13 protein-coding genes are annotated in these 18,854 nt (G+C 71.3%); 5 read left to right on the top strand and 8 right to left on the bottom strand.

Annotated features, from left to right (window positions below):
• Positions 1-28: 28 nt before the first annotated feature.
• Together HV824_RS16610 and HV824_RS16615 are read left to right on the top strand one after the other, a co-directional pair.
• Positions 29-1,594, top strand: a complete 1,566-nt coding sequence (locus tag HV824_RS16610) for an ATP-binding protein (protein WP_176417283.1) — start codon at positions 29-31, stop codon at positions 1,592-1,594.
• The gene (locus HV824_RS16615; RefSeq protein WP_176417282.1) at positions 1,591-2,745 is read left to right on the top strand and encodes a hypothetical protein; all 1,155 of its coding nucleotides are present in this window, start codon (positions 1,591-1,593) and stop codon (positions 2,743-2,745) included. Before HV824_RS16610 ends, HV824_RS16615 begins: the two co-directional genes overlap by 4 nt.
• A gap of 12 nt (positions 2,746-2,757) precedes the next feature.
• On the opposite strand, the gene HV824_RS16620 is transcribed toward HV824_RS16615, so the two are convergent.
• A complete protein-coding gene (locus tag HV824_RS16620; protein ID WP_176423713.1) occupies positions 2,758-4,245 on the bottom strand; it encodes an NAD(P)/FAD-dependent oxidoreductase in 1,488 nt (495 codons plus the stop codon).
• A gap of 285 nt (positions 4,246-4,530) precedes the next feature.
• On the opposite strand from HV824_RS16620, the gene HV824_RS16625 reads away from it, so the two are divergent.
• Complete coding sequence (locus HV824_RS16625) at positions 4,531-5,649, top strand: tetratricopeptide repeat protein (RefSeq protein WP_368738066.1); 1,119 nt, start codon at positions 4,531-4,533, stop codon at positions 5,647-5,649.
• 6 nt (positions 5,650-5,655) lie between these two features.
• Here HV824_RS16625 and HV824_RS16630 read toward each other — a convergent pair whose 3' ends face one another.
• The 3 genes from HV824_RS16630 to HV824_RS16640 form a co-directional block, all read right to left on the bottom strand.
• On the bottom strand, positions 5,656-6,414 hold the full coding sequence (locus HV824_RS16630) for an energy transducer TonB (protein WP_176417279.1): 759 nt from the start codon (positions 6,412-6,414) through the stop codon (positions 5,656-5,658).
• 166 nt (positions 6,415-6,580) lie between these two features.
• Positions 6,581-7,297, bottom strand: coding sequence for a response regulator transcription factor (locus HV824_RS16635; protein ID WP_176417278.1), 717 nt, complete (start codon positions 7,295-7,297; stop codon positions 6,581-6,583).
• Positions 7,294-9,123 carry a HAMP domain-containing sensor histidine kinase gene (locus HV824_RS16640; protein ID WP_176423715.1) on the bottom strand — a complete coding sequence of 610 codons (1,830 nt, stop codon included), beginning with the start codon at positions 9,121-9,123 and terminating at the stop codon, positions 7,294-7,296. The genes HV824_RS16635 and HV824_RS16640 overlap by 4 nt, the downstream gene beginning before the upstream one ends.
• Positions 9,124-9,309: 186 nt before the next feature.
• On the opposite strand from HV824_RS16640, the gene HV824_RS16645 reads away from it, so the two are divergent.
• Positions 9,310-10,056 carry a pyridoxal-phosphate dependent enzyme gene (locus HV824_RS16645; protein ID WP_217917467.1) on the top strand — a complete coding sequence of 249 codons (747 nt, stop codon included), beginning with the start codon at positions 9,310-9,312 and terminating at the stop codon, positions 10,054-10,056.
• Between the two features lie 27 nt (positions 10,057-10,083).
• Here the strand turns inward: HV824_RS16645 and HV824_RS16650 are convergent, their stop codons facing one another.
• From HV824_RS16650 to HV824_RS16665, 4 genes are all read right to left on the bottom strand, one after another.
• Positions 10,084-10,848 carry a hypothetical protein gene (locus HV824_RS16650; protein WP_176417275.1) on the bottom strand — a complete coding sequence of 255 codons (765 nt, stop codon included), beginning with the start codon at positions 10,846-10,848 and terminating at the stop codon, positions 10,084-10,086.
• A gap of 170 nt (positions 10,849-11,018) precedes the next feature.
• On the bottom strand, positions 11,019-13,421 hold the full coding sequence (locus HV824_RS16655; protein WP_176423717.1) for an ABC transporter permease: 2,403 nt from the start codon (positions 13,419-13,421) through the stop codon (positions 11,019-11,021).
• Between the two features lie 162 nt (positions 13,422-13,583).
• Positions 13,584-14,264 carry a hypothetical protein gene (locus tag HV824_RS16660; RefSeq protein WP_176417273.1) on the bottom strand — a complete coding sequence of 227 codons (681 nt, stop codon included), beginning with the start codon at positions 14,262-14,264 and terminating at the stop codon, positions 13,584-13,586.
• Positions 14,265-14,384: 120 nt separating this feature from the next.
• Entirely contained in the window at positions 14,385-17,279 is a 2,895-nt protein-coding gene (locus HV824_RS16665; protein ID WP_255208095.1) for an ATP-binding protein, read from the bottom strand.
• A 498-nt stretch (positions 17,280-17,777) separates the two neighbouring features.
• On the opposite strand from HV824_RS16665, the gene hppD reads away from it, so the two are divergent.
• Positions 17,778-18,842 carry a 4-hydroxyphenylpyruvate dioxygenase gene (gene hppD, locus HV824_RS16670; protein WP_176417272.1) on the top strand — a complete coding sequence of 355 codons (1,065 nt, stop codon included), beginning with the start codon at positions 17,778-17,780 and terminating at the stop codon, positions 18,840-18,842.
• Positions 18,843-18,854 lie beyond the last annotated feature (12 nt).

Consider the following 18,854-nt stretch of genomic DNA (forward strand, 5'->3'; position numbering starts at 1 on the left):
GGGCTCATGGGGCCGGAGGATTGACGCCGTGTTTGTGACGCTGGTGGCATTACCTCCCGAGGTGTCGGAGGAGGTCGAGCGAGGGATTCTCGAGTCCGACACGGGACGGAACTGCCAGATTTTGCGTGTGCCCCTGGCGGGGACGTTGCCCGCGGCCATCTCCGAGGGACTCATCGTCCTGTGGGACGACGGGGGCCTCTTGTCGGAGCTGTGCACGAGCTGTCAGCGGTTGAATGCCCTGCGCGGGGTGCCCCGCACGCACCTGGTCGTGCTCACGAACCGCGCGCCCGTGGAAGCCGACGCGCTGGCCGAAGCCGGCGCGGATGAGTGCCTGCCCGCGCCCGGGACACACTGGGGCGTGCGGCTCGCGAGCCTGCGCCGGCGCCTGTGGGCGCTGTCGGAGGGGGACGCCACGCCCACGCCGAGCCTCCACGAGGTCACGGACCGCGCGCGGCTGGAGTCGCAGTGGGTGCTGGCGGACCGGATGGCGTCGATTGGCACGCTCGCCGCGGGCGTCGCGCACGAAATCAACAACCCCCTGTCCTACGTCAGCTCCAACCTCTCGTACCTGCGTGAGCTGCTCTCCCAGCCGGAGCTGTCTCACGACCAGCTCATGGAGCTGCGTGAGGTGGTGGCGGAGGCCCAGGAAGGCGCTGGCCGCGTCAGCGCGATTGTCCGCGACCTGCGCACCTTCTCCCGCGCGGATGAGGAGCTGCACGGCCCGGTGGACATGGTGCATGTGGTGGACGGCGCGCTGCGGCTGCTCCGCAACCAGTTGGGGTTGGTCGCCCGGCTGACGTGCACGCTGGAGCCGGTGCTGCCCGTTCATGGCAACGAAGCGCGCCTCACCCAGATTGTCGTGAACCTGCTGTTGAACGCGCTCCAGGCGCTGCCGGACCGTGCGCCCGAGGAGAACCGGCTGCGGGTGTCCCTGCGCGCCAGCAGCAGCCGGCACGTGGAGCTGGAGGTCTCCGACAACGGGCACGGCATGGCGCCGGACGTGCAGCGCCGCATCTTCGACCCGTTCTTCTCCACCCGTCCCGTCGGAGAGGGCACGGGGCTGGGGCTGTCCATCAGCCTCACGCTGGTGCAGGCCATGGGGGGACGCATCGAGGTCTCCAGCGCGCCCGGCTGGGGCAGCACCTTCCGCATCGTCCTTCCCACGCAGGCCGCGGGCCAGACGGAGGGCGCGGCGTCAGCGCAGCTGCTGGAGCCAGCGGTCGCTCGCATCCGCCGGCGGCTGCTGCTCATCGATGACGAGCCCTCCGTGGGCAACTCGGTGAGCCGGCTGGTGCGTGACGTGTATGAGATTCACGTCGTCCAGGACGCGCGCGAGGCCCTGCGCTTGCTCTCCATGGGGGAGCGGTTCGATGCCATCCTGTGCGACGTGATGATGCCGGGCATGAGCGGGCTGGACTTCGTGGTGGAGCTGGAGCGGCTGGCGCCAGACCTCGCGCTGCGCACCGGGCTGATGACGGGGGGCGCCTTCACCGCGCAGGCGCGTGAGTTCGTGGGCCGCCGCACGCGCGGGCTGCTGGAGAAGCCCTTCGAGCGCGAGCGCCTGTGCACCTTCGTGGAGCACCTCTTCCAATGAGCCGGTTGGTGCGGCGGAGCCTGGCGGCGTCGCTGGTGGCGCTGCTGGCCGCGGGCCTGTGGGTGGTGCCGGGGTGGCTGCGGGGCCTGTCCCTGGTGGTGCGCGCGGCGGGCATGCAGGGCCGCGTGGAGACGGCGCTCGCGGACTGGCGCACCGTCCCCTTCGACGTGAGTGACATTCAGGTGCCCACGCGTCACGGCTCGGTGCGTGCCCGGCTGTACCGGCCGTTGACGCAGCGCGGGCGCACGGTGGTGCTGACCTCGGGCGTCCACGCGGATGGCATCGACGAGCCTCGGCTGGTGACGCTGGCGGAGGACCTGGCCATGGGCGGCCAGCCGGTGCTCACCCCGGAGCCGCCGGACCTGCTGCGCTACGAAATCACGCCGCGCCTGCCGGACATCATCGAAGACGCCGCCGTGTGGGCCGCGTCGCAAGCGGACCTGTCGCCCGGCGGGAAGGTGAACCTGTTCGGCATCAGCTTCTCCGGCGGCCTGTCCGTGGTGGCGGCGGGACGACCCGCCTTGAAGGACCGGGTTGCGGCCACGCTCTCCTTCGGCGGGCATGGGGACTTGCCGCGCGTGCTCACCTTCCTGTGCTCGGGCGAGCTGCCGGACGGAAGTCATCTGGCCCCGCATGACTATGGCGTGGTCATCATTCTGCTCAACGTGGCGGAGAAGCTGGTGCCGGCCGAGCAGGTGGAGCCCCTCCGCGCTGGCATCCGGACCTTCCTGCGCGCATCGCATCAGGCCATGGTGGATGGCCGCCTCGCGGCGGAGACGTTCGCCAGGGCGCGCGAGCTCCAGGCGGAGCTGCCCGAGCCGGCGGCCACGTTGATGGGCTACGTGAACGCGCGCGACGTGGCGGCGCTGGGCCCACGCTTGCTGCCCTTCGTGAAGACCTTCGCCGCGGACCCGGCGCTGTCACCGGAGCGCTCGCCGCCGCCCACCGCGCCTGTCTTCCTGCTGCACGGCGCGGGGGACACGGTGATTCCCGCCATGGAGTCCCGCCGGCTGGCCGCGGCCCTGAGCCCCCACACCGAGGTCCACGCGCTGGCCACGCCGCTCATCACCCATGCGGAGATGGATGGGCCGCAGGCGCTGATGGACGTGTGGCGGCTGGTGCGCTTCTGGGCGGACCTTCTCGACGCCTGAGTGGAGCATTCCTCAGCTTCGCGAGGCGATGCTCGCGGCGGTGCGCACGCCGCCCACCGCCGTGGCCAGGGTGCTCTGGCCGGGGAACACCGAGTCCCCCACCAGCCACAGTCCCTCCCGGACGTGGAAGGGGCCCAGGTGCCGGTAGTTCTCCAGGCCCGCGCGCCGGGGCACGCCGCCCACCGCACCCGCGTCGCGCTGCGTGAAGCGCTGGTACGTGCGTGGGGAGGCCGTCATCGCGTGCGTCTGACCCTCCAGCCACTCCGGCGCGAGCCGCCGCAGCCCCTGGTCCATCCGCGCCTGGATGCGCTCCACGTAGCCACGTTGTGCCTCCGCGGGGAGCCCGGAGAGCGTCGTCAGCGGCACATGGGTGGACACCGTCACGGTGCGGTGGCCCGGTGGCGCTCGGCCCATGTCGGCCTCGCCGCTGATGGACATGAACAGGTGGTTGCCTTCGATGAACGGCGCGGCCAGGTCCTCCACCAGCTCCAGATGATGCGCGTGTCCAGCCGCCCCGTCGGGTGCGCGCACCACCAGGTATCGCATCGCCGCGCCCCAGCCGGACTCGACGCGCTGGGACAGCCTGTCCAAGCGGGGCATCGTCTCCAGGGGAACGCCCAGCAGCCGGCTCAAGCTCCGCGGCAGCACGTTGGCCACCAAGTGCCGTGTCCGCAGCTCGCCTCGGCGCGCGCTCACGCTCCATCCTCCAGCGACCGGCGTCACGGCCTTCACCCGGTTGGCCAGCAGGATGGTGCCTCCCTGGGCCTCCACCGCGCCCGTCAGGGCCCGCGCGAGCTGACCGATGCCGCCCCGGACGTGGCCCGTGCCGCGCCAGTAGTAGTCCATGGCGGCCAGGGCGAAGAGGGCCTCCGCCTCGGCCGCGCTGCACTGGACGGTAATCTGGCAGAGCGCGTCCAGGTACGTGCGCAGCGGCGCGAACGCCGTCAGCCCCAGGTGCTCCAGCACCGCGCCCAGGGGGCGTCCCAGCCACCGCAGCAGCGGGGGATACTGGAGCGCCCGGCCCGCGTGGCGCAGCAGGGCGCGCACGTCCAACGGGGGCAGCAGCGTCGGGTCATCGAAGAGGGGCCACAGGGCGCCGGCCACCTGCGCCTGGAGCGCGAAGAGGCGCCGCACCGCGGGCGCGGGGGCATGGGGCAGGGCGCACAGGGTTTCGATGAAGCGCTCGCGGTCCCGGTACACGGCAAGCCGCGAGGTGGAGGTCCGCAGCTCCACCACGGGGTCCAACCATTCCACCGTGACAGGCAGGGCGAGCTCCCGAATCCACCGGCCGAAGAGCTGGTGCGGCTCGAAGCCCGAGAAGAGCGTGGCCCCTGCCTCGAAGGCATGGCCGCCCCGCTGGAAGGTGCTGGCGCAGCCGCCAGGGTAGTTCAGCGACTCGCACAGCGCCACGCGAGCGCCTCGCCGCGTCAGCTCCAGCGCGGTGGCCAGTCCGCCAAACCCCGCGCCCACCACCACCGCGTCGTACCAGGTGCTCGGCATCGTCCCTGCCCCGAAACCCGGGGCGGCTTGGAGGACGGCCGGGAAGACCGTGCCCTCGCCGCCCGGAACCGCGACCCGGGTGGGGCGCGGCGCTTGGGTCCTAACGAAGGCGCGCCGGCCACGCGAGCCCTTTCAGGCCACTTCCGGAGTGCTTGCCTGGCGGTGGACATCTCCCAGGCGAGGGGGCTCGGGATGTGTCGATGTGTTTCGAGGCTCCGGATGGAGGAACTCCCGGGCGTAGACTGGAGGTCGTTGTCCTCGCATCCTTCGAAGGGGCCCTCGCGCGTGCGTCCATTCTTCATCGTCCTCGGCTGTTCCTTCGTCCTGGGCTGCGCGTCCACGCCGAAGCCCGTCCCAGCAGCGCCCCCCGAGGCCGCCGAGACGTCCCAGGCGGAGGACGAGACGCCGCGGTACCTCTCGCCCTCCGAAATCATGAAGGTGCTGGAGGACTCCACGGTCGCCTACCGGGTCGACGGCAAGGACTCACCTCCGGGCGGCTGGGGCGACCAGCTATGGCCTCAGCGCGTGGCCCTGATTGACGTCCCCCAGGTGGTGGTGGAGGACGGCCGCCGCACCATTCGCGAGTGGCCCACCCCCGCCGGGCTGAAGGCCCTGCTCGATGAGGCCGAGCCCCACTTCCAGGCGAAGCGCTACGCCGAGGCCGCGAAGCTGTACGCCCAGGCCACGGACCTGTGTCCCGAGTGCTACGTGGCGTGGGTCTTCCGGGGTGACGCGGACTACTTCGCCGGAGACGCGGCCACCGCGCTTGCGCACTACGTCCGCGCCACCACCCTCAACCCCTATGACCACCGTGCCTGGTTCTTCCAGGGCAACGCCCTGGCGAAGCTGGGGCGCTTCGAGGAGGCGCTGGATGCCTGGGCGCAGTGTCTGTCGCTGAGCCCGCGCTACCCCGTCATCCGCCAGTTCTTCCGCACCAACGCGCACCTGGGCCTGATCATCCGCGGTGACACCATTGTCCCGCGCGGGTACGCCGAGCGCGACGCGGAGGGCGTCTCCATCCAGTTCGACCCCAACCACGACCCGTCCTGGCTGGCGTTCGCCAACTGCAAGGCCCTGTGGCTGGGCGAGCCGTCCCACCGGGAGCGGATGACGGGCTCCACCGAAGAGCAGTTCACCTCCGTGGAGGAGATGGAGTGCCTGGCCTCGGCGCTGGCGGTCCATGAGAGCCAGAAGGCGGAGGGCAAGACGGACGCCTCGGACCCCACGCTGGACCGCCTCTTCGCCATCGCCCAGGAGGGGCTGCTGCTGGAGGCGGTGTTGTTCGAGGTGGGCGCGCGCGTCCACCCTCAAATCACGCTCACCCTGGAGGATGCGCTCCGCCAGCGCCTCAAGAAGTACGTCCTGACGCACGTCCTGGTGCCGGCGGGAGGCCATGGGGGCTGAGCCGCCCTACCGGGGCAGCTTGAGCCGCAGGGTGAACACGTAGGACACGCTCACCGTCCGGCCCTGGTACTGCACCGGGGTGTAGCGACGGCCGTGCAGCGCGTCGAGCACGGACTCATTCATGTGCGGCAGGCCCTTGATGATGCGGCAGTCCGTCACGTCGCCGCGCACCGTGATGACGCACTTGGCGGTCATGGTGCCCTCCACGCGGGCGGCGATGGCCTGGTGCGTGTACTCGATGCCCGGGCCGCCCATCAGCCTGGGCAGTGTCATGCTCGCTCCGAAGGGGAGGATGTCGGTGCCCGTGCTCTCCTGCCCGGGGCTCAAGCCGGGCACGAATGGCACGCCAATCACGTCGCTGTCCTCGTAGCCCTCCGGGTGTCCGCCCGGCACGCCATCCCCCGGGTTCGCCAGCTCGTCCGTCGCGGTGCTGGTGTCGGTGCTCGCCACCGCCTCCACCGGCTTGGGCGGCGCGTCCACCACCGGCGGCGGGACCCGCGCGGGCACGCGGTCCCGGTTGCGTGGACGCGGGCGCGGCGCGACGGCGGCCTTCGGCTGCGCGGGGGCGGGGGAGCCCTTCGCCACGCGCGGGGGCTGCGCCACCCGGAGCACCAGCTCCTTCGGCTCCGGAGGCTCGCTCGGCCCCGGCGGCCTCGCGGAGATGAAGAGCACCGCCCCGAACAGGGCCGCATGCAGGGCGATGGACACCCACACGCCCGTGCCAAGACGTCCAGCCCGCTGCCGCTCGATGACCGACTTGAACATTCCGGATGCCTCCCTCTGCGTCAGGCGCTCCCGGTGACGGCCGTGCGAGACGGGCGGCACCGACGGGGACGGGTGGTTGCGGAGCGCCCTGTCCACGCAAGAGTCAACCTACGGAGTCGGCTTCTTCGAATGGCGGTGGGTCGGCCATCGCTTCGTCATGGTTGTGTCATGACGAAGCGACCTCCATGCGGTAGCCCACGCCCCGGATGGTGTGGATGGAGAAGCCGGAGGTGCTCGTCCACCCCAGCTTCTTCTTCAGGCTGGAGACGAAGTTGTCCACCGTGCGTGGGTCCACCACCACGTCGCGGCCCCAGACGGCGTCCAGGATTTCGCCTCGGGGCAGGGCCCTGTCCCGGTGCCGCAGCAGGAAGGCCAGCAGGTCGAACTCCGTGCGCGTCAGCTCCACCCCCGAACCGTCCGCGCGCGACACCTGCCGCCGGCCCAGGTCCAGGGTGAAGCCGCTGAAGCCCAGCTGCTCCGGCGGCGCCGTGCCGGAGCGGCGCACCAGGGCGCGCACCCGGGCCAGCAGCTCCCGCAGCCGGTAGGGCTTGGTGAGGTAGTCCTGCGCGCCCACCTCGAAGCCCTTGAGGATGTCGTCCTCCAGCGAGCGCGCGGTGAGCATCAGCACCATGCTCTTGTTGCCCTGCGTCCGCAGCCGGCGGCAGAAGCTGTAGCCGTCCTCGCCGGGCAGCATGACGTCCAGGATGAGCAGGTCGAACACCCGCTCTTGCAGCAGCCGCTCCGCGTCGCGGGTGCTGGGGGCCTCGGCGACGAGGTAGCCCTCGTCCCGCAGGTTGTCCCGGAGGCCGACGCGCAGGTGGGCGTCGTCCTCGACGATGAGGATGGAGGGACGCGAGGGAGGGGAGGAGGTGGCGGTGTTCATCGAGCGGGCTCGCTGAATATCAGCGCGAAGGTGGTTCCGTCGGGCCCCGAGGAGGCCACCTGGATGTCACCCCGGTGCAGCTTCATGATTTTGCGGCACAGGGCAAGGCCCAGCCCGCTGCCATGGACCTCCGTCCCGGGCACCGTCAGCCGGTAGAAGTCCAGGAAGGCGTTCTCCCACTCGGACTCGGGGATGCCGACGCCGTTGTCCTGGAAGAGCACCGTGCAGCCGTAGCCGGGTATCACCTGCGCGCGGATGGAGATTTCGACGGGGCTCCTGCGGTTGTAGGCACACGCGTTGCGTCCCAGGTTGGAGAGCAGCATCCGCAGCAGGCCCGGGTCCGCTTCCAGCTCCACGCCTTCCAAGTCGGAGGTGATGTGGACGGGGACGTTGGTGGCGCTGGCCAGGTCGTCGCGCAGCGGGTGGATGAGCTCCTCCAACCGCACGCGCGAGGTCCGCAGCGTCCAGCGGCCCTTGTCGATGCGGTTGAACGACAGGATGTTCTCCACCAGGAAGTGCAGCCCATCCGCGGCCTGGACGATGCGCGCCGGGTAGTCACGCACCTCCGGCGCTTGCGCCAGCTTCCGCTCCAGCGTCTCGCCCAGCAGGCGGATGGAGGCCAGGGGCGTGCGCAGCTCGTGGGAGACGGTGGCCACGAAGTCGCTCTTGAGCTCCAGGAAGCGGTACTTGCGCTGCTGGGCCACCACCGCGAGCGCGACGATGGCCACCGCGAGCCCGCCGCACACGGCCACCAGCAGCGTCTTCAGCCCATGGCGCGCGTCGATGTCCGCCTCCTGCCGCGCCCACTGCGGCATGTCCACCGCCAGCTTCAGCGTGCTCAGGGGGAGGACGGCGCCGCCCGCGCGCAGCCGCAGGCGCCCCGTCGCGTCGAAGAGCCCGCGCGCCTGCAGGTCCTGGGTGATGGGCTGGAGCATCGCCTCCAGGTCCACCGCGACGCCGTACACCGCCTCGCCGCGCAGCGCCACGTACCAGGACTCGCCCAGGAGGGTGGGCTCGTCGAGCTCCTCGGGAATCACCAGCATGCCCGCGCCCGCTTCGCCCGCCCGGGCCAGGAAGTCGCCCGTGGGCTCGCCCAGCGCGGCGCTCACCCGGACGATGCGCGCATGGAGGAAGTCGAAGTCCGCCTGCGTGAAGCGTGAACGCTCGCGCAGCACGTCCCGTTGCAACCCCGACGCCCGGGCGAAGCCGCCCAGGTCCTCCGGGAGTCCCTCGCGCAGCAGGGCCCGCACCAGCGGCGTGGTGGCGGCGCCGCGATGAAGGCGCTCCACCACCAGCAGCAGGAAGGGCAGCTCCTGCTCGGGGGGCAGCCGGTTCGCCGCGTGGTAGCGCAGCAGCTCCTCCACGCGGGTCGCCGCGCCCCGCGCGTCCTGGGCCGCCAGCGCCGCCTCCACCGCGCGCAGCCGCGTGAGGCGCGGCTCCCATGCCCTGGAGGGCGCGCCGTCCTTCAGCCGCGCGCGCAGCAGGGCGTGCACGTCCTTCGCGGGCGTCCCGGTGCCCGGCATGGGGAGGGTGAGGCGCGGCAGGAACTGGTAGCCGCGGAAGTTGAGGTAGTAGCCCTCGCCGGGCTCGAGCGGGTCTCCCACGGCGGCGTGGAGGGTGGGGATGCGCTCGTCGAGCCGCTTCGCCAGGTTCTGCCGCAGGGCCTCTTCGGCCGCGTGAGCCAGCGCGTCCCGGCGCGAGCGCAGCTGCGCGTGGGCGTCATCCCGCTCCTGGCTGAAGATGCGCTGGAGGCTGATCAGCCCCCAGCCCAGGGCCAGGAGGCCACAACCCAGGGCGACGAGCGTAGGAAGGAGCCGGCGCAGCATGTGGAGCCGCCGCCGACTATCGCACAGCCGCCTTCCCGCAGAGGCTTTTCACTTCAGCCTCCTGGCAGGGGCGAGTGTCCTGGGCAGGTGAACGGGCGGACTTCGGGTCCACGTCCGGACAGCCCCCGCGCCGCGCGGCTGGCGTGGGAAGGCCCCACCGGGGAGGTTGGGGACGGAGGTTCACGCATGCGCGTCGTGTTTCCCTTGTCACGGCCCTGGCCGGGGGGGCCGGTGGTGCTCTGGGGTGGAGCGCTTCCGGCGGGCAGTCTGAAGTACCTGACGTTCTCCCATCACCTCGAGTCCGCGCCCGCGGAGACGAAGGGCCTGGTGGAGCTGTCGGGGGCGTCGTCGGCGCTGGCGCTGGACGCGCTGGGCCGCGAGCGCGGGCTGCCGGTGGTGGCCCTCACGGACACGATGGGCACCGCGTACCTGCGAGCCAACGGCTTCGGTGGGGAGGTGCGCACCGTGCACGGCTTCACCCAGGCCTGGGAGCTGGCGCTGGACTACGAGCGCCAGGGCTGGTTCTGGCCCCGGCAGCTCGCCAATGGCGCGCTGGTGGAGAGCGTGGAGTCGTGGACCACGCGGCTGCTCGACGTCATCCGGGACGTGTATCCCGCCGTGCGCTGCGTGGTGTGTGGCTTCGGCACGGGCGCCACCGTCGCGGGGCTGTACCGGCCCTTCTCCGCCGCGGGCTACGAGGTGGTGGGCCTGCAACCCGCGCCCGGCAGGACGATGCCCGGCTGGCGGCGCTGGGCCGAGCAGAGCCTGGGCTCCAAGGACCTCTTCTACCCCTACCGCGAGGATGTGCCGCTGGAGACGGCGGAGGAGAAGGCGGTGGACTCGCTCGCCGCGCTGCTGGCCTGGGCGCGCTCGGAGCGGCGTCCGGAGGAGGTGCTCGTCATCTCCCACAACGCGAGGCCCCCGTTCGAATGACGGGGGCCGTCGTCACGGCGCGGCGCTTCAGCGGCCCTGGCCGCCACGCTGACCGCCCGGGGGGCCCCCCACGCGGCGATCTCCGCGGCGCAGCGTCTGGTACTGGGCGCGCTGGGCCTCGTCGAGGAGGGCGTTCATCTCCTGGTCGGTCTGCTGGCTCTCCGTGCGCAGCGCCTGGCGCATGTCGCGCATGGACTTCGTGCCGGCGCGGACCTCATCCATGAGCGCCTGGCGCTTGGTGGCCTCGGCCTCCATCCGGCGCGTCAGCGTCTGCTCCTGGGTGTAGTTCAGCCGCGCGTCGGTGACGAACTTGCGCACGCGCTCCTGCTGCTGCGCCTGCTGCTGGATTTGCGCCTGCTGCCACTGCTGCTGGCGCTGGGCGCGCTGCTCGTTGCGCATCTCATCCTGGACGTTGCGCACCGCGTCCTTGAGGTAGTCGCGGCCACCCGCGGAGTTCAGCGCTTCGCCGGCGACCATGCCGTGCACCTCGGCGCGCAGCTGCTCCACCTCCGCCGCGAGCGCCGCGGGCGGCGGCGAGGCCACCACCTTCCCATCCGCTGTCAGCGTGGGGCGCCGCTCCACCTCCATCAGCCGGCGGGACAGGCTGATGGACGTGTCTTCCAGGGCCTTCATCCGGCGCTCCAGGCTGATGACGTCCGCGGCGACGCTGGTGGGCAGCTCCGGCGGAGGGGACGGGGCCGGAGCCTGCACCGTCTCACGTGGACTCCAGAGGGCCACCACGAGCGCCGTGGCGGCAAGGAAGAGGGCGGCAATGCTGGCGAGCTTGTTCACGTCTACTCCGACGGAGGCTGGGGCGGCTTATTCCATATCAGGTGCCGTCCAGCCCTGTCCGCCCACCCGTCGGGGGCAAATCCCCTGGGGCCGGGCCCGGTTCGCCCGCCCGGGTGCCCGCTCCCCAGCCGCCCGGGGGGCCCCGGGCAGCGGCGGCTTGGGCGCGAAGCCTACTCCGCGCGCAGGGACACCGACGGCGGGACGCGGCTGGCGCGCAGCGCGGGCAGCCAGCAAGCGAGGAGGGAGATGACCGACAGCGCCAGGGCCACGCCCAGGAAGATGTCCGGGTCGAAGGGACTGACGCCGTACAGCGTCGCCGCCATGAGGCGGGTGCAGCCGAAGGCCGCGATGAGCCCCACGCCCACGCCCGCCGCCGTCAACCGCAGGCCCTGGCCGAGCACCAACCCCAGCACCTGCCGCGGGTGGGCCCCCAGCGCCATCCGGATGCCCAGCTCCCGCGTCCGTTGGCCCACCGAATACGCCAGCACGCCGTAGACGCCGACGCTGGCCAGGAGGACGGCGAGCACGGCGAAGGCCGCCAGCAGCCGCGTGGCGGCCTTGGGGCGGAGCAGGATTTCCTCCACCCGCTCGGTGAAGGGGCGCAAGTCGTAGAGGGGCTGCTCTGCGTCCATCGCCTTCACCTCCTCGCGCAGCGCGGCCAGCGCCGAGGCGGGCGAGCCCTGGGTGCGCACCAGCATCGTCATGGCTCGCAGGGGATATTGGGCGTAGGGCATGTAGGTTTCGGGCTGGGCCGGCTGGGTGAGCGTCTCATGGCGGACGTCCTCCACCACGCCGACGATTTCCCGGAAGGGTTGCGCGTCATCCCAGCCCAGCCGCACCCGCCGGCCCAGGGCCTCCCCTCCACCGAGGAACTTCCGAACGAAGGTCTCATTGACGATGATGACCGGTGCGCTCTTCTCCGTGTCCTGGGTGCCGAAGTCGCGGCCCTGTCGCACGCCAATGCGCATCGCGGAGAGGTAGCCGGGTGAGGCCACCCGGAAGTCCGTGTAGTAGCGCTCACCGGGCGAGGTTGCGCTCCCCTCCAATTCGAAGTCGCCCGCCGAGCTCGAGCCTCCCAGCGGCGCGTCGTTGACGAAGCCCACCGCCTCCACGCCCGGACGCGCCCTCAGCCGCTCCGCGACGCCGTCAAAGAAGGCCCGCTTGCGCATGTCTTCCTGGTACGCGTCGGGGGACAGCGTCAAGCGCGCGGCGACGACGCCCGTCGCGTCGAAGCCCGGGTCCACCGCCTGGACGTTCTGCAGCGAGCGCACGATGAGGCCCGTGCCCACCATCAGCACCAGCGCGAGCGCGAGCTGCACCATGACGAGCGCGCTTCGCAGCGGATGTCCGGCGCGCGCGCCCACGGCGTTGCCGGACTGCCGCAGCAAGGGCAGCACGTTCATCCCCGAGGCATGCAGCGCGGGCGCCATGCCGAAGAGCAGGCCGGTGCCCACCGACAGCAGCACGCTGAAGCCCAGGACGGTGCCGTTGAGCTCCAGCGGCGCCCCGCGCAGCACGCTGGCCGGCAGCAGCGTGCGCACCAGCTCCTGGCCCCACAGCATCAGCAGGACCCCCAGCACGCCGCCCAAGAGGGACAGGAGCACGCTTTCCACAAGGGACTGCTGGAGCCTTCGTCCCCGGCTGGCGCCCAGCGCCGCCCGGATGGCGCCATCCCGCTGCCGGGACAACGTCCGCACCAGCATGAGGTTGGCCACGTTGGCGCACGCGATGAGCAGCACGAAGCCCACCGCCGCCCACAGCATCCACAGCACGTCCCGCGTGTTGGCCGTGAGGTGGTCCTGCCAGCCCGTCACCCGCACGGAGTGGGGCGCTTGCCCTGGCTCGGGATGGCCAATGGCTTGCGCCGCGCGCTCCAGGTCCGCCCGTGCCGCCTCCAGCGAGGTGCCCGGTGCCAGCCGCCCCAGCACCGAATGGTAGTGGTTGCCGTGGCGCTGCGGGTCCTGCCACTCGGGAACCCAAAGGTCCGTGTCCTCGGAGAACTCCGGGAACGAGAAGGACTCCGGCAGCACGCCCACCACCGTGTGGCTCCGGCCGTTGAGCAGCAGCGCCTGGCCCACCACGTCCGGTGCGCCCCCGAGCGCCCGCTGCCAGTAGCCATGGCTCACCAGCACCGCGGAGGTGTCGCCCCCAGGCGGGGCGTCCTCTTCGCGGAAGTCACGCCCCTGCGCGGGGTGGACCCCCAGCACGGAGAAGAAGTTGGGGGTGATGCGCCCCGCCCGCACCCGCTCGGGTTCGTCCGTGCCCGTCCGGTTGAGGTTGATGCGCCCGAAGCCCGCCAGCTGGCTGAAGCCCTTTGAGTGCTCCCGCCAGCCGAGCAGCTCTGGCGGTGACACGGAGGCGTGGGTCACCGACTCCTGCACGCACCAGATGCGCACCAGCGAATCGGGCGACGGAAAGGGCAGGGGCCGCAGCAGCATGGCGTGGATGGCGCTGAACAGGACGGCGTTCGCCCCGATGACCAGCGCTAGCGTGAGGCCCGCGGCCAGCGTGAAGCCGGGGGTTCGTGTCAGGGTGCGTAGCGCGTAGCGGAGGTCCTGGCGGAGCGAGTCCATGGCTGCGGCCATGAGCGAAGGACATGCCAACCGCCCCGCGAGCGCAACCACCGGGCATTTCGAGGGGGGCCTTCTCGGAGGAGGTCGGAGGAGTGCGCGGATGCGGGAAGGCCTGTCCCGGAAATGGACAGGCCCGCGACGGGACGCCTGCTCCCCGAGGCGTCAGTGGACGTCCCACCGGGCGGCGATTTCCTCGCACGCCAGCCGGACGTCGTTCATCCGGCGCTGCTGGGCCCTGGGCGCCTGGAAGAGCCGGCCCGCGAAGACGTCGAACACGCCCACCAGCCGCGGGTCCACCGGGCCGCGCTGCTCCAGCCGCTCCTCGGCGTACCGCTGGAGCACCGTGGCGATGTACTGCCCGGAGCGCTCGTCCAGCGGCGTGTGCTTGGAGAAGTAGAGCTTCAGCAGCCCGGAGCGCATCCGCCCCTGGTCATCCACGCCGCGCAGCAGCACGTCCGGGCGCACGCTGATGTCCACGCCCGCCAGCGCCAGCGGCGGCAGGTCCGCGTCCACGGGACTGGCAATCGCCTGGGTGGTCAGGCCCCCCGCGGACACCAGGCACCGCTGGAGCGCCTCCGCGCACAGGGCCAGCCGGTGCGCGTCGTAGTCGGATTCCGGCTGGGCGTTGAGGAGCCGCCGCTGGTGGTAGCGGAGGATGACCTCGTCCCGGCCTCCGCACAGGAACTCGATGATGGCCTGGGCGGCGGCGGGGTAGCGCAGGTATCGCGGGTCCACCGGGTGCTTCTGGCCCTGGATGATGCGCTTTCGCAGCGACGGCGTCGCGGTGAGGTACTGGCCCAGCTTGTTGACGGAGACGCGCGGACTCTCATGGGTGACGGTCATGGTTCGGCCTTCCTTTCCGGCTTCGGGAATGAAGGCAGACTACCGGAAGGGTCTGACATCTCCGGGGCGGCCAGTGGGGCCGGCCACCCCATGAAAAGAAGACCCGTGAGGTAGGCCCGGTCAGGCCCGTCGTGGTGGGCCTCGGGTGGCCATGGAGGCGATGACGGCCATCAGCTCCACCGGCTCAATGGGCTTGGGCACATGGGTGGTGAAGCCCGCGAGCAGCGCGCGCGTCCGGTCCTCCATGCGGGTGTAGGCGGTGAGGGCCACCGCGGGGATGCCCCCGCCCTGTGCCGCGGGCAGGGCCCGGACGCGGGCGATGAAGCGGTACCCGTCCTCCTCGGGCATGCCGACGTCGGAGACGAGCACGTCGAAGGACGCCTCGCGGAGCTCGGCCAGCGCGTCCTCCGACGAGCTGGCCGTGGTGACGATGCCGCCACACGTCTCGATGATGCTGCGAAGCAGCTCGCGCGTGTCCTCCTCGTCGTCCACCACGAGCACCCGCAGGCCCGCGAGCTGGGGCGGGCAGGGGAGGTCCTGCTCCCGCAGCGGGCCGCGGAGCGTGGGCGGCACCCGGACCTCGCGCCGCAGCGCCACGGCCTGCGGCAGGCTGACGGTGAAGGTGGCCCCCCGGCCCTCGCCCTCGCTGGTGGCCATCACGGTGCCGCCGTGCAGCTCCACCAGGTGCCGGACGATGGCCAGTCCCAGCCCGAGCCCCCCGGCCTTGCGCGTGGTGCTGCCGTCGGCCTGTCGGAAGCGCTCGAACACGTGCGGCAAAAACCGCGGGGAGATGCCCTGGCCCGTGTCGGCCACCGAGATTTCCACCGAGGAGTTCCGCCGCTCCACCAGCACCTGGACGCGGCCTCCCTTGGGGGTGAACTTCACCGCGTTGGACAAGAGGTTCCACGCCACCTGCTGCAGGCGGCTCGCGTCGCCCATGATGGTGCCGCTCGAGTCGAGCGCGGCCTGGATGCGGATGCCCTTCGCGTCGGCGGCGGGCCGCAGTGACTCGAGCGCGGCCTCCACGACCTGGCTCACGTCGACGGACGACACCTCCAGCTTCAGCTTGCCCGTCATGATGCGGCTCACGTCGAGCAGGTCCTCGACGAGCTGCCCCTGGGCGCGGGCATTGCGCTCCACGGTGGCCAGCGCCCGCTCCCGCTTCTCCGGCGGCAGCGTGCCGGTCCTCAGCATCTGCACCCAGCCGAGCACCGCCGTGAGCGGCGTGCGCAGCTCGTGGGAGACGGTGGCGAGGAACTCGTCCTTGAGCCGGTTGGCCTCCTCCGCCTCCTCGCGCGCCACGCGCTCCCGGGCGAGCAGCCGCTCCCGCTCCGCCTCCAGTCGCTTCTGCGCGCGGATGTCGCGGCTGACGGTGGCGATGCCCAGCTGCCGCTGGGTGTCGTGCTCCACCAGGGCGAAGGTGTGGTACTGCGCCGCGATGGGCTCGCCCGTCGGGAAGTGCCGGAAGCGGAACTCCCCCTCCCACCGGCCGCCCTGGAGGACGGCGGGCGCGATGTGCTGGTCGACGTAGGCCTGGTCTTCAGCCAGGAAGAAGTCCCGCAGGCGGTACCGGGTGATGTCTTCATCGGGCTTCAACCCCAGCAGGCGCCGCCCCGCGTCGTTCACCCACACCGCCCGGCCGGACGGGGCTCCCACGCCGATGAAGTCGGGGGATTGTTCGACGATGGTGGCCAGCCGCTCGCGCTCCTGTTCGGCGCTCCGCTGCTCCGTCACGTCCTGCAGGGCGCCGACGACGCGGTCAGGCTGCCCCTGGGCGTCGAAGTGCGTCTTCACCATGGCCAGCAGGAAGCGCTGCACGCCATCCCAGCCCTGTACGCGGCACTCCAGGCGGATCGCCCCCGCGCCCGGATGCAGCGCCTGTTCAATCGTGCGCCGCGCGCGGTCCCCGTCGTCGGGGTGAATCCGGGCCGTGGCCTCCGCCAGCGTCGGGGACTTGCCGGGGGGGAGGCCCAGGTGCTGAAGGGCCCGCTCGTCCCACGTCAGCACGCCGCGCGCGTACTGCAACTCCACGACGCCCAACTGCCCGGCGGCCAACGCCATCCGCAGGCGCTCCTCGCTGGCCCTGAGCGCGGTCTCCGCCTGGGCCCGCCGGACCACCTCCGCTTCGGCCTGGGCCCGGGCCTGCTGGGCGTGCGCGAAAGCCTCGCGCTCGGCGCGCTTCTCCCGCTCCACTGCCAGGTGGGTGACCACCTCGCGCGCCACGTCCTCGAAGAACCGGCGATAGGTGTCGTCGAAGCGCAGCCGGGGGCTGATGCCCAGGATGAGCACGCCCCTCAGGCTGTCCGTGTGGGTGCGGCGCAAGGGCAGCACCAGCGCCTTCTCTGTCGGCTCGGGCCAGGGGCCGAACTGGCGGGCTCCCAGGATGGACGGCACCGACTCCAGGAGGACCGGGACGTTCGCCGCCACGGCCTGCTTCGTGGCCTCCGTGATTCGTCCCAGGTCCATGACGGCGTGCCGCGCCAGCCCATCGAGCCCCGTGGACGCTGTCAGCCCCAGCCGCTGCTCGCCCTCGTCCCAGTCGTAGATGAGCGCGAAGGGGATGTCCTTGGGGTTGTCCGCCAGGGCCCGGATGGCATCCGTGGTGGCGCTCGCGGAAGGCCCGTTCACCCGGGGCGCCAGCGCGCGAACCGTGGCCAGCCGGCGCTCGCTGAGCACGACGTCGGTGACCTCGAAGACGACCTGGAGGATGCCCGCGATGGTGCCCGCCTCGTCTCGCAGGGGGCTGAAGTCGAAGGTGAAGTAGGCCTCTTCATTGAACCCGTAGCGGGTGAGCATGAAGCAGGTCTTCGCCACCTGCGTCACTTCGCCCGTCTCCAGGAGCTTGCGCATCCAGGGCGAGATGACGGGATAGGTGTCGGGCCAGCACTCGCGGTAGGTGGCGCCCAGGTAACGGGGATGGCGCGGGCCCATGATGACCGCGTAGCCGTCGTTGTAGAGCTGGATGAGCTCGTCTCCCCAGAAGATGATGGCGGGGGCCGGCATCTCCAGAATCATGGCGACGAACGACTGCAGCGGGCGGGGCCACGACGCGTAGGGACCGAGTGGAGTGCGGCTCCAGTCGTGCGAGCGCAGCAGCTCCCCCAGTTCGCCACCAGGGCCAGGGAGTTCAGTCTGGGAAGTGAGTTGTTTCACGCGGTCGGTGAGGTGCGGGGCGGGTGCGTAATCTAACGACGCAGCCTGCCGCGTCCTGGCCGTGTGCGTCCGGCCGAAACGCGACGAAGCGGGGGAGCAAGCGCTTGAACCACGCCCAGCGTCGTGCCGTGAACAGCCCTCCGCCGTCCGAGCGCCGTCCATCCCCAGGGCAAGTTGATGGTGGATTCACGACGCAAGGTGTTGTGCAACCCCCTGACAGTCTCTGGCTGGACTTTGTACTTTTTATGCAAGGGGGCCATTCCTACTTTCGCCGGTGGAGGCGCTCTTGAGTACGGGGCGCTTCGAAGACTCGCGCGGGCCGTGGAGGCCCGCGCCTCAGCAACGCACGGAGGCGGCGTCATGGCGGATACGGCAGAGAACCCTCTTGGGCTGAACGGCTTCGAGTTCGTGGAGTTCACCAGCCCCCAGCCCGAGGTGATGGAGCGCCTCTTCGAGCGGCTGGGGTTCACCGCGTACTCCAAGCACCCGTCCAAGGAGCTGGTCCGCTACAAGCAGGGCGGCATCAACCTGCTCGTCAACCGCGAGCCCGCCGGGCAGGCCGCTGAGTTCCGCGCGGCGCACGGGCCGTCCGCCAGCGGCATGGCCTTCCGCGTGGCGAACGCGCGCACCGCATACGAGATGGCCCTGGAGCGCGGCGCCAAGGCGGCGGACCCGGAGCGGGGCTCGCTGGGCGAGGGCTCCTATGTCGTGGAGGGCATCGGTGGCAGCCTGCTGTATCTGGTGGACCGCCACGGGGCGAAGGGGTCGCTCTATGACACCTGGCAGGAGCTCCCCGGCGCCGAGGAGGCCGAGGCGAAGAACAGCGTGGGCCTGGAGACGCTGGACCACCTGACGCACAACGTGCGCCGCGGGCAGATGCGCACCTGGTCGTCCTTCTACAACCGCATCTTCGGCTTCACCGAGCAGAAGTACTTCGACATCAAGGGCCAGGCCACGGGCCTGTTCAGCCAGGCGATGATCGCCCCGGACCAGGCCATCCGGATTCCGCTCAACGAGAGCCAGGACGACAAGTCGCAGATTGAAGAGTTCATCCGTCAGTACAAGGGCGAGGGCATCCAGCACCTGGCGCTCACCACGCCGGACATCTACGGCACCGTGGAGCGGCTGCGCGCGCGCGGCGTGGCGCTGCAGGACACGCTGGACACCTACTACGACCTGGTCGACAAGCGCGTCCCCAACCACGGCGAGGACCTGGCGCGGATGCGGAAGAACCGCATCCTCATCGACGGCAACGAGGAAGAGGGCCTGCTGCTCCAGATCTTCACCGAGAATCTCTTCGGGCCCATCTTCTTCGAAATCATCCAGCGCAAGGGCAACGAGGGTTTCGGGAACGGCAACTTCCAGGCGCTCTTCGAGTCCATCGAGCTGGACCAGATTCGCCGCGGCGTCATCAAGGTCGACTAGGCCGCGCGCCGC

Origin of the sequence: Myxococcus sp. AM009 (assembly GCF_013372605.1) — a bacterium.
GTDB lineage: Bacteria > Myxococcota > Myxococcia > Myxococcales > Myxococcaceae > Myxococcus > Myxococcus vastator.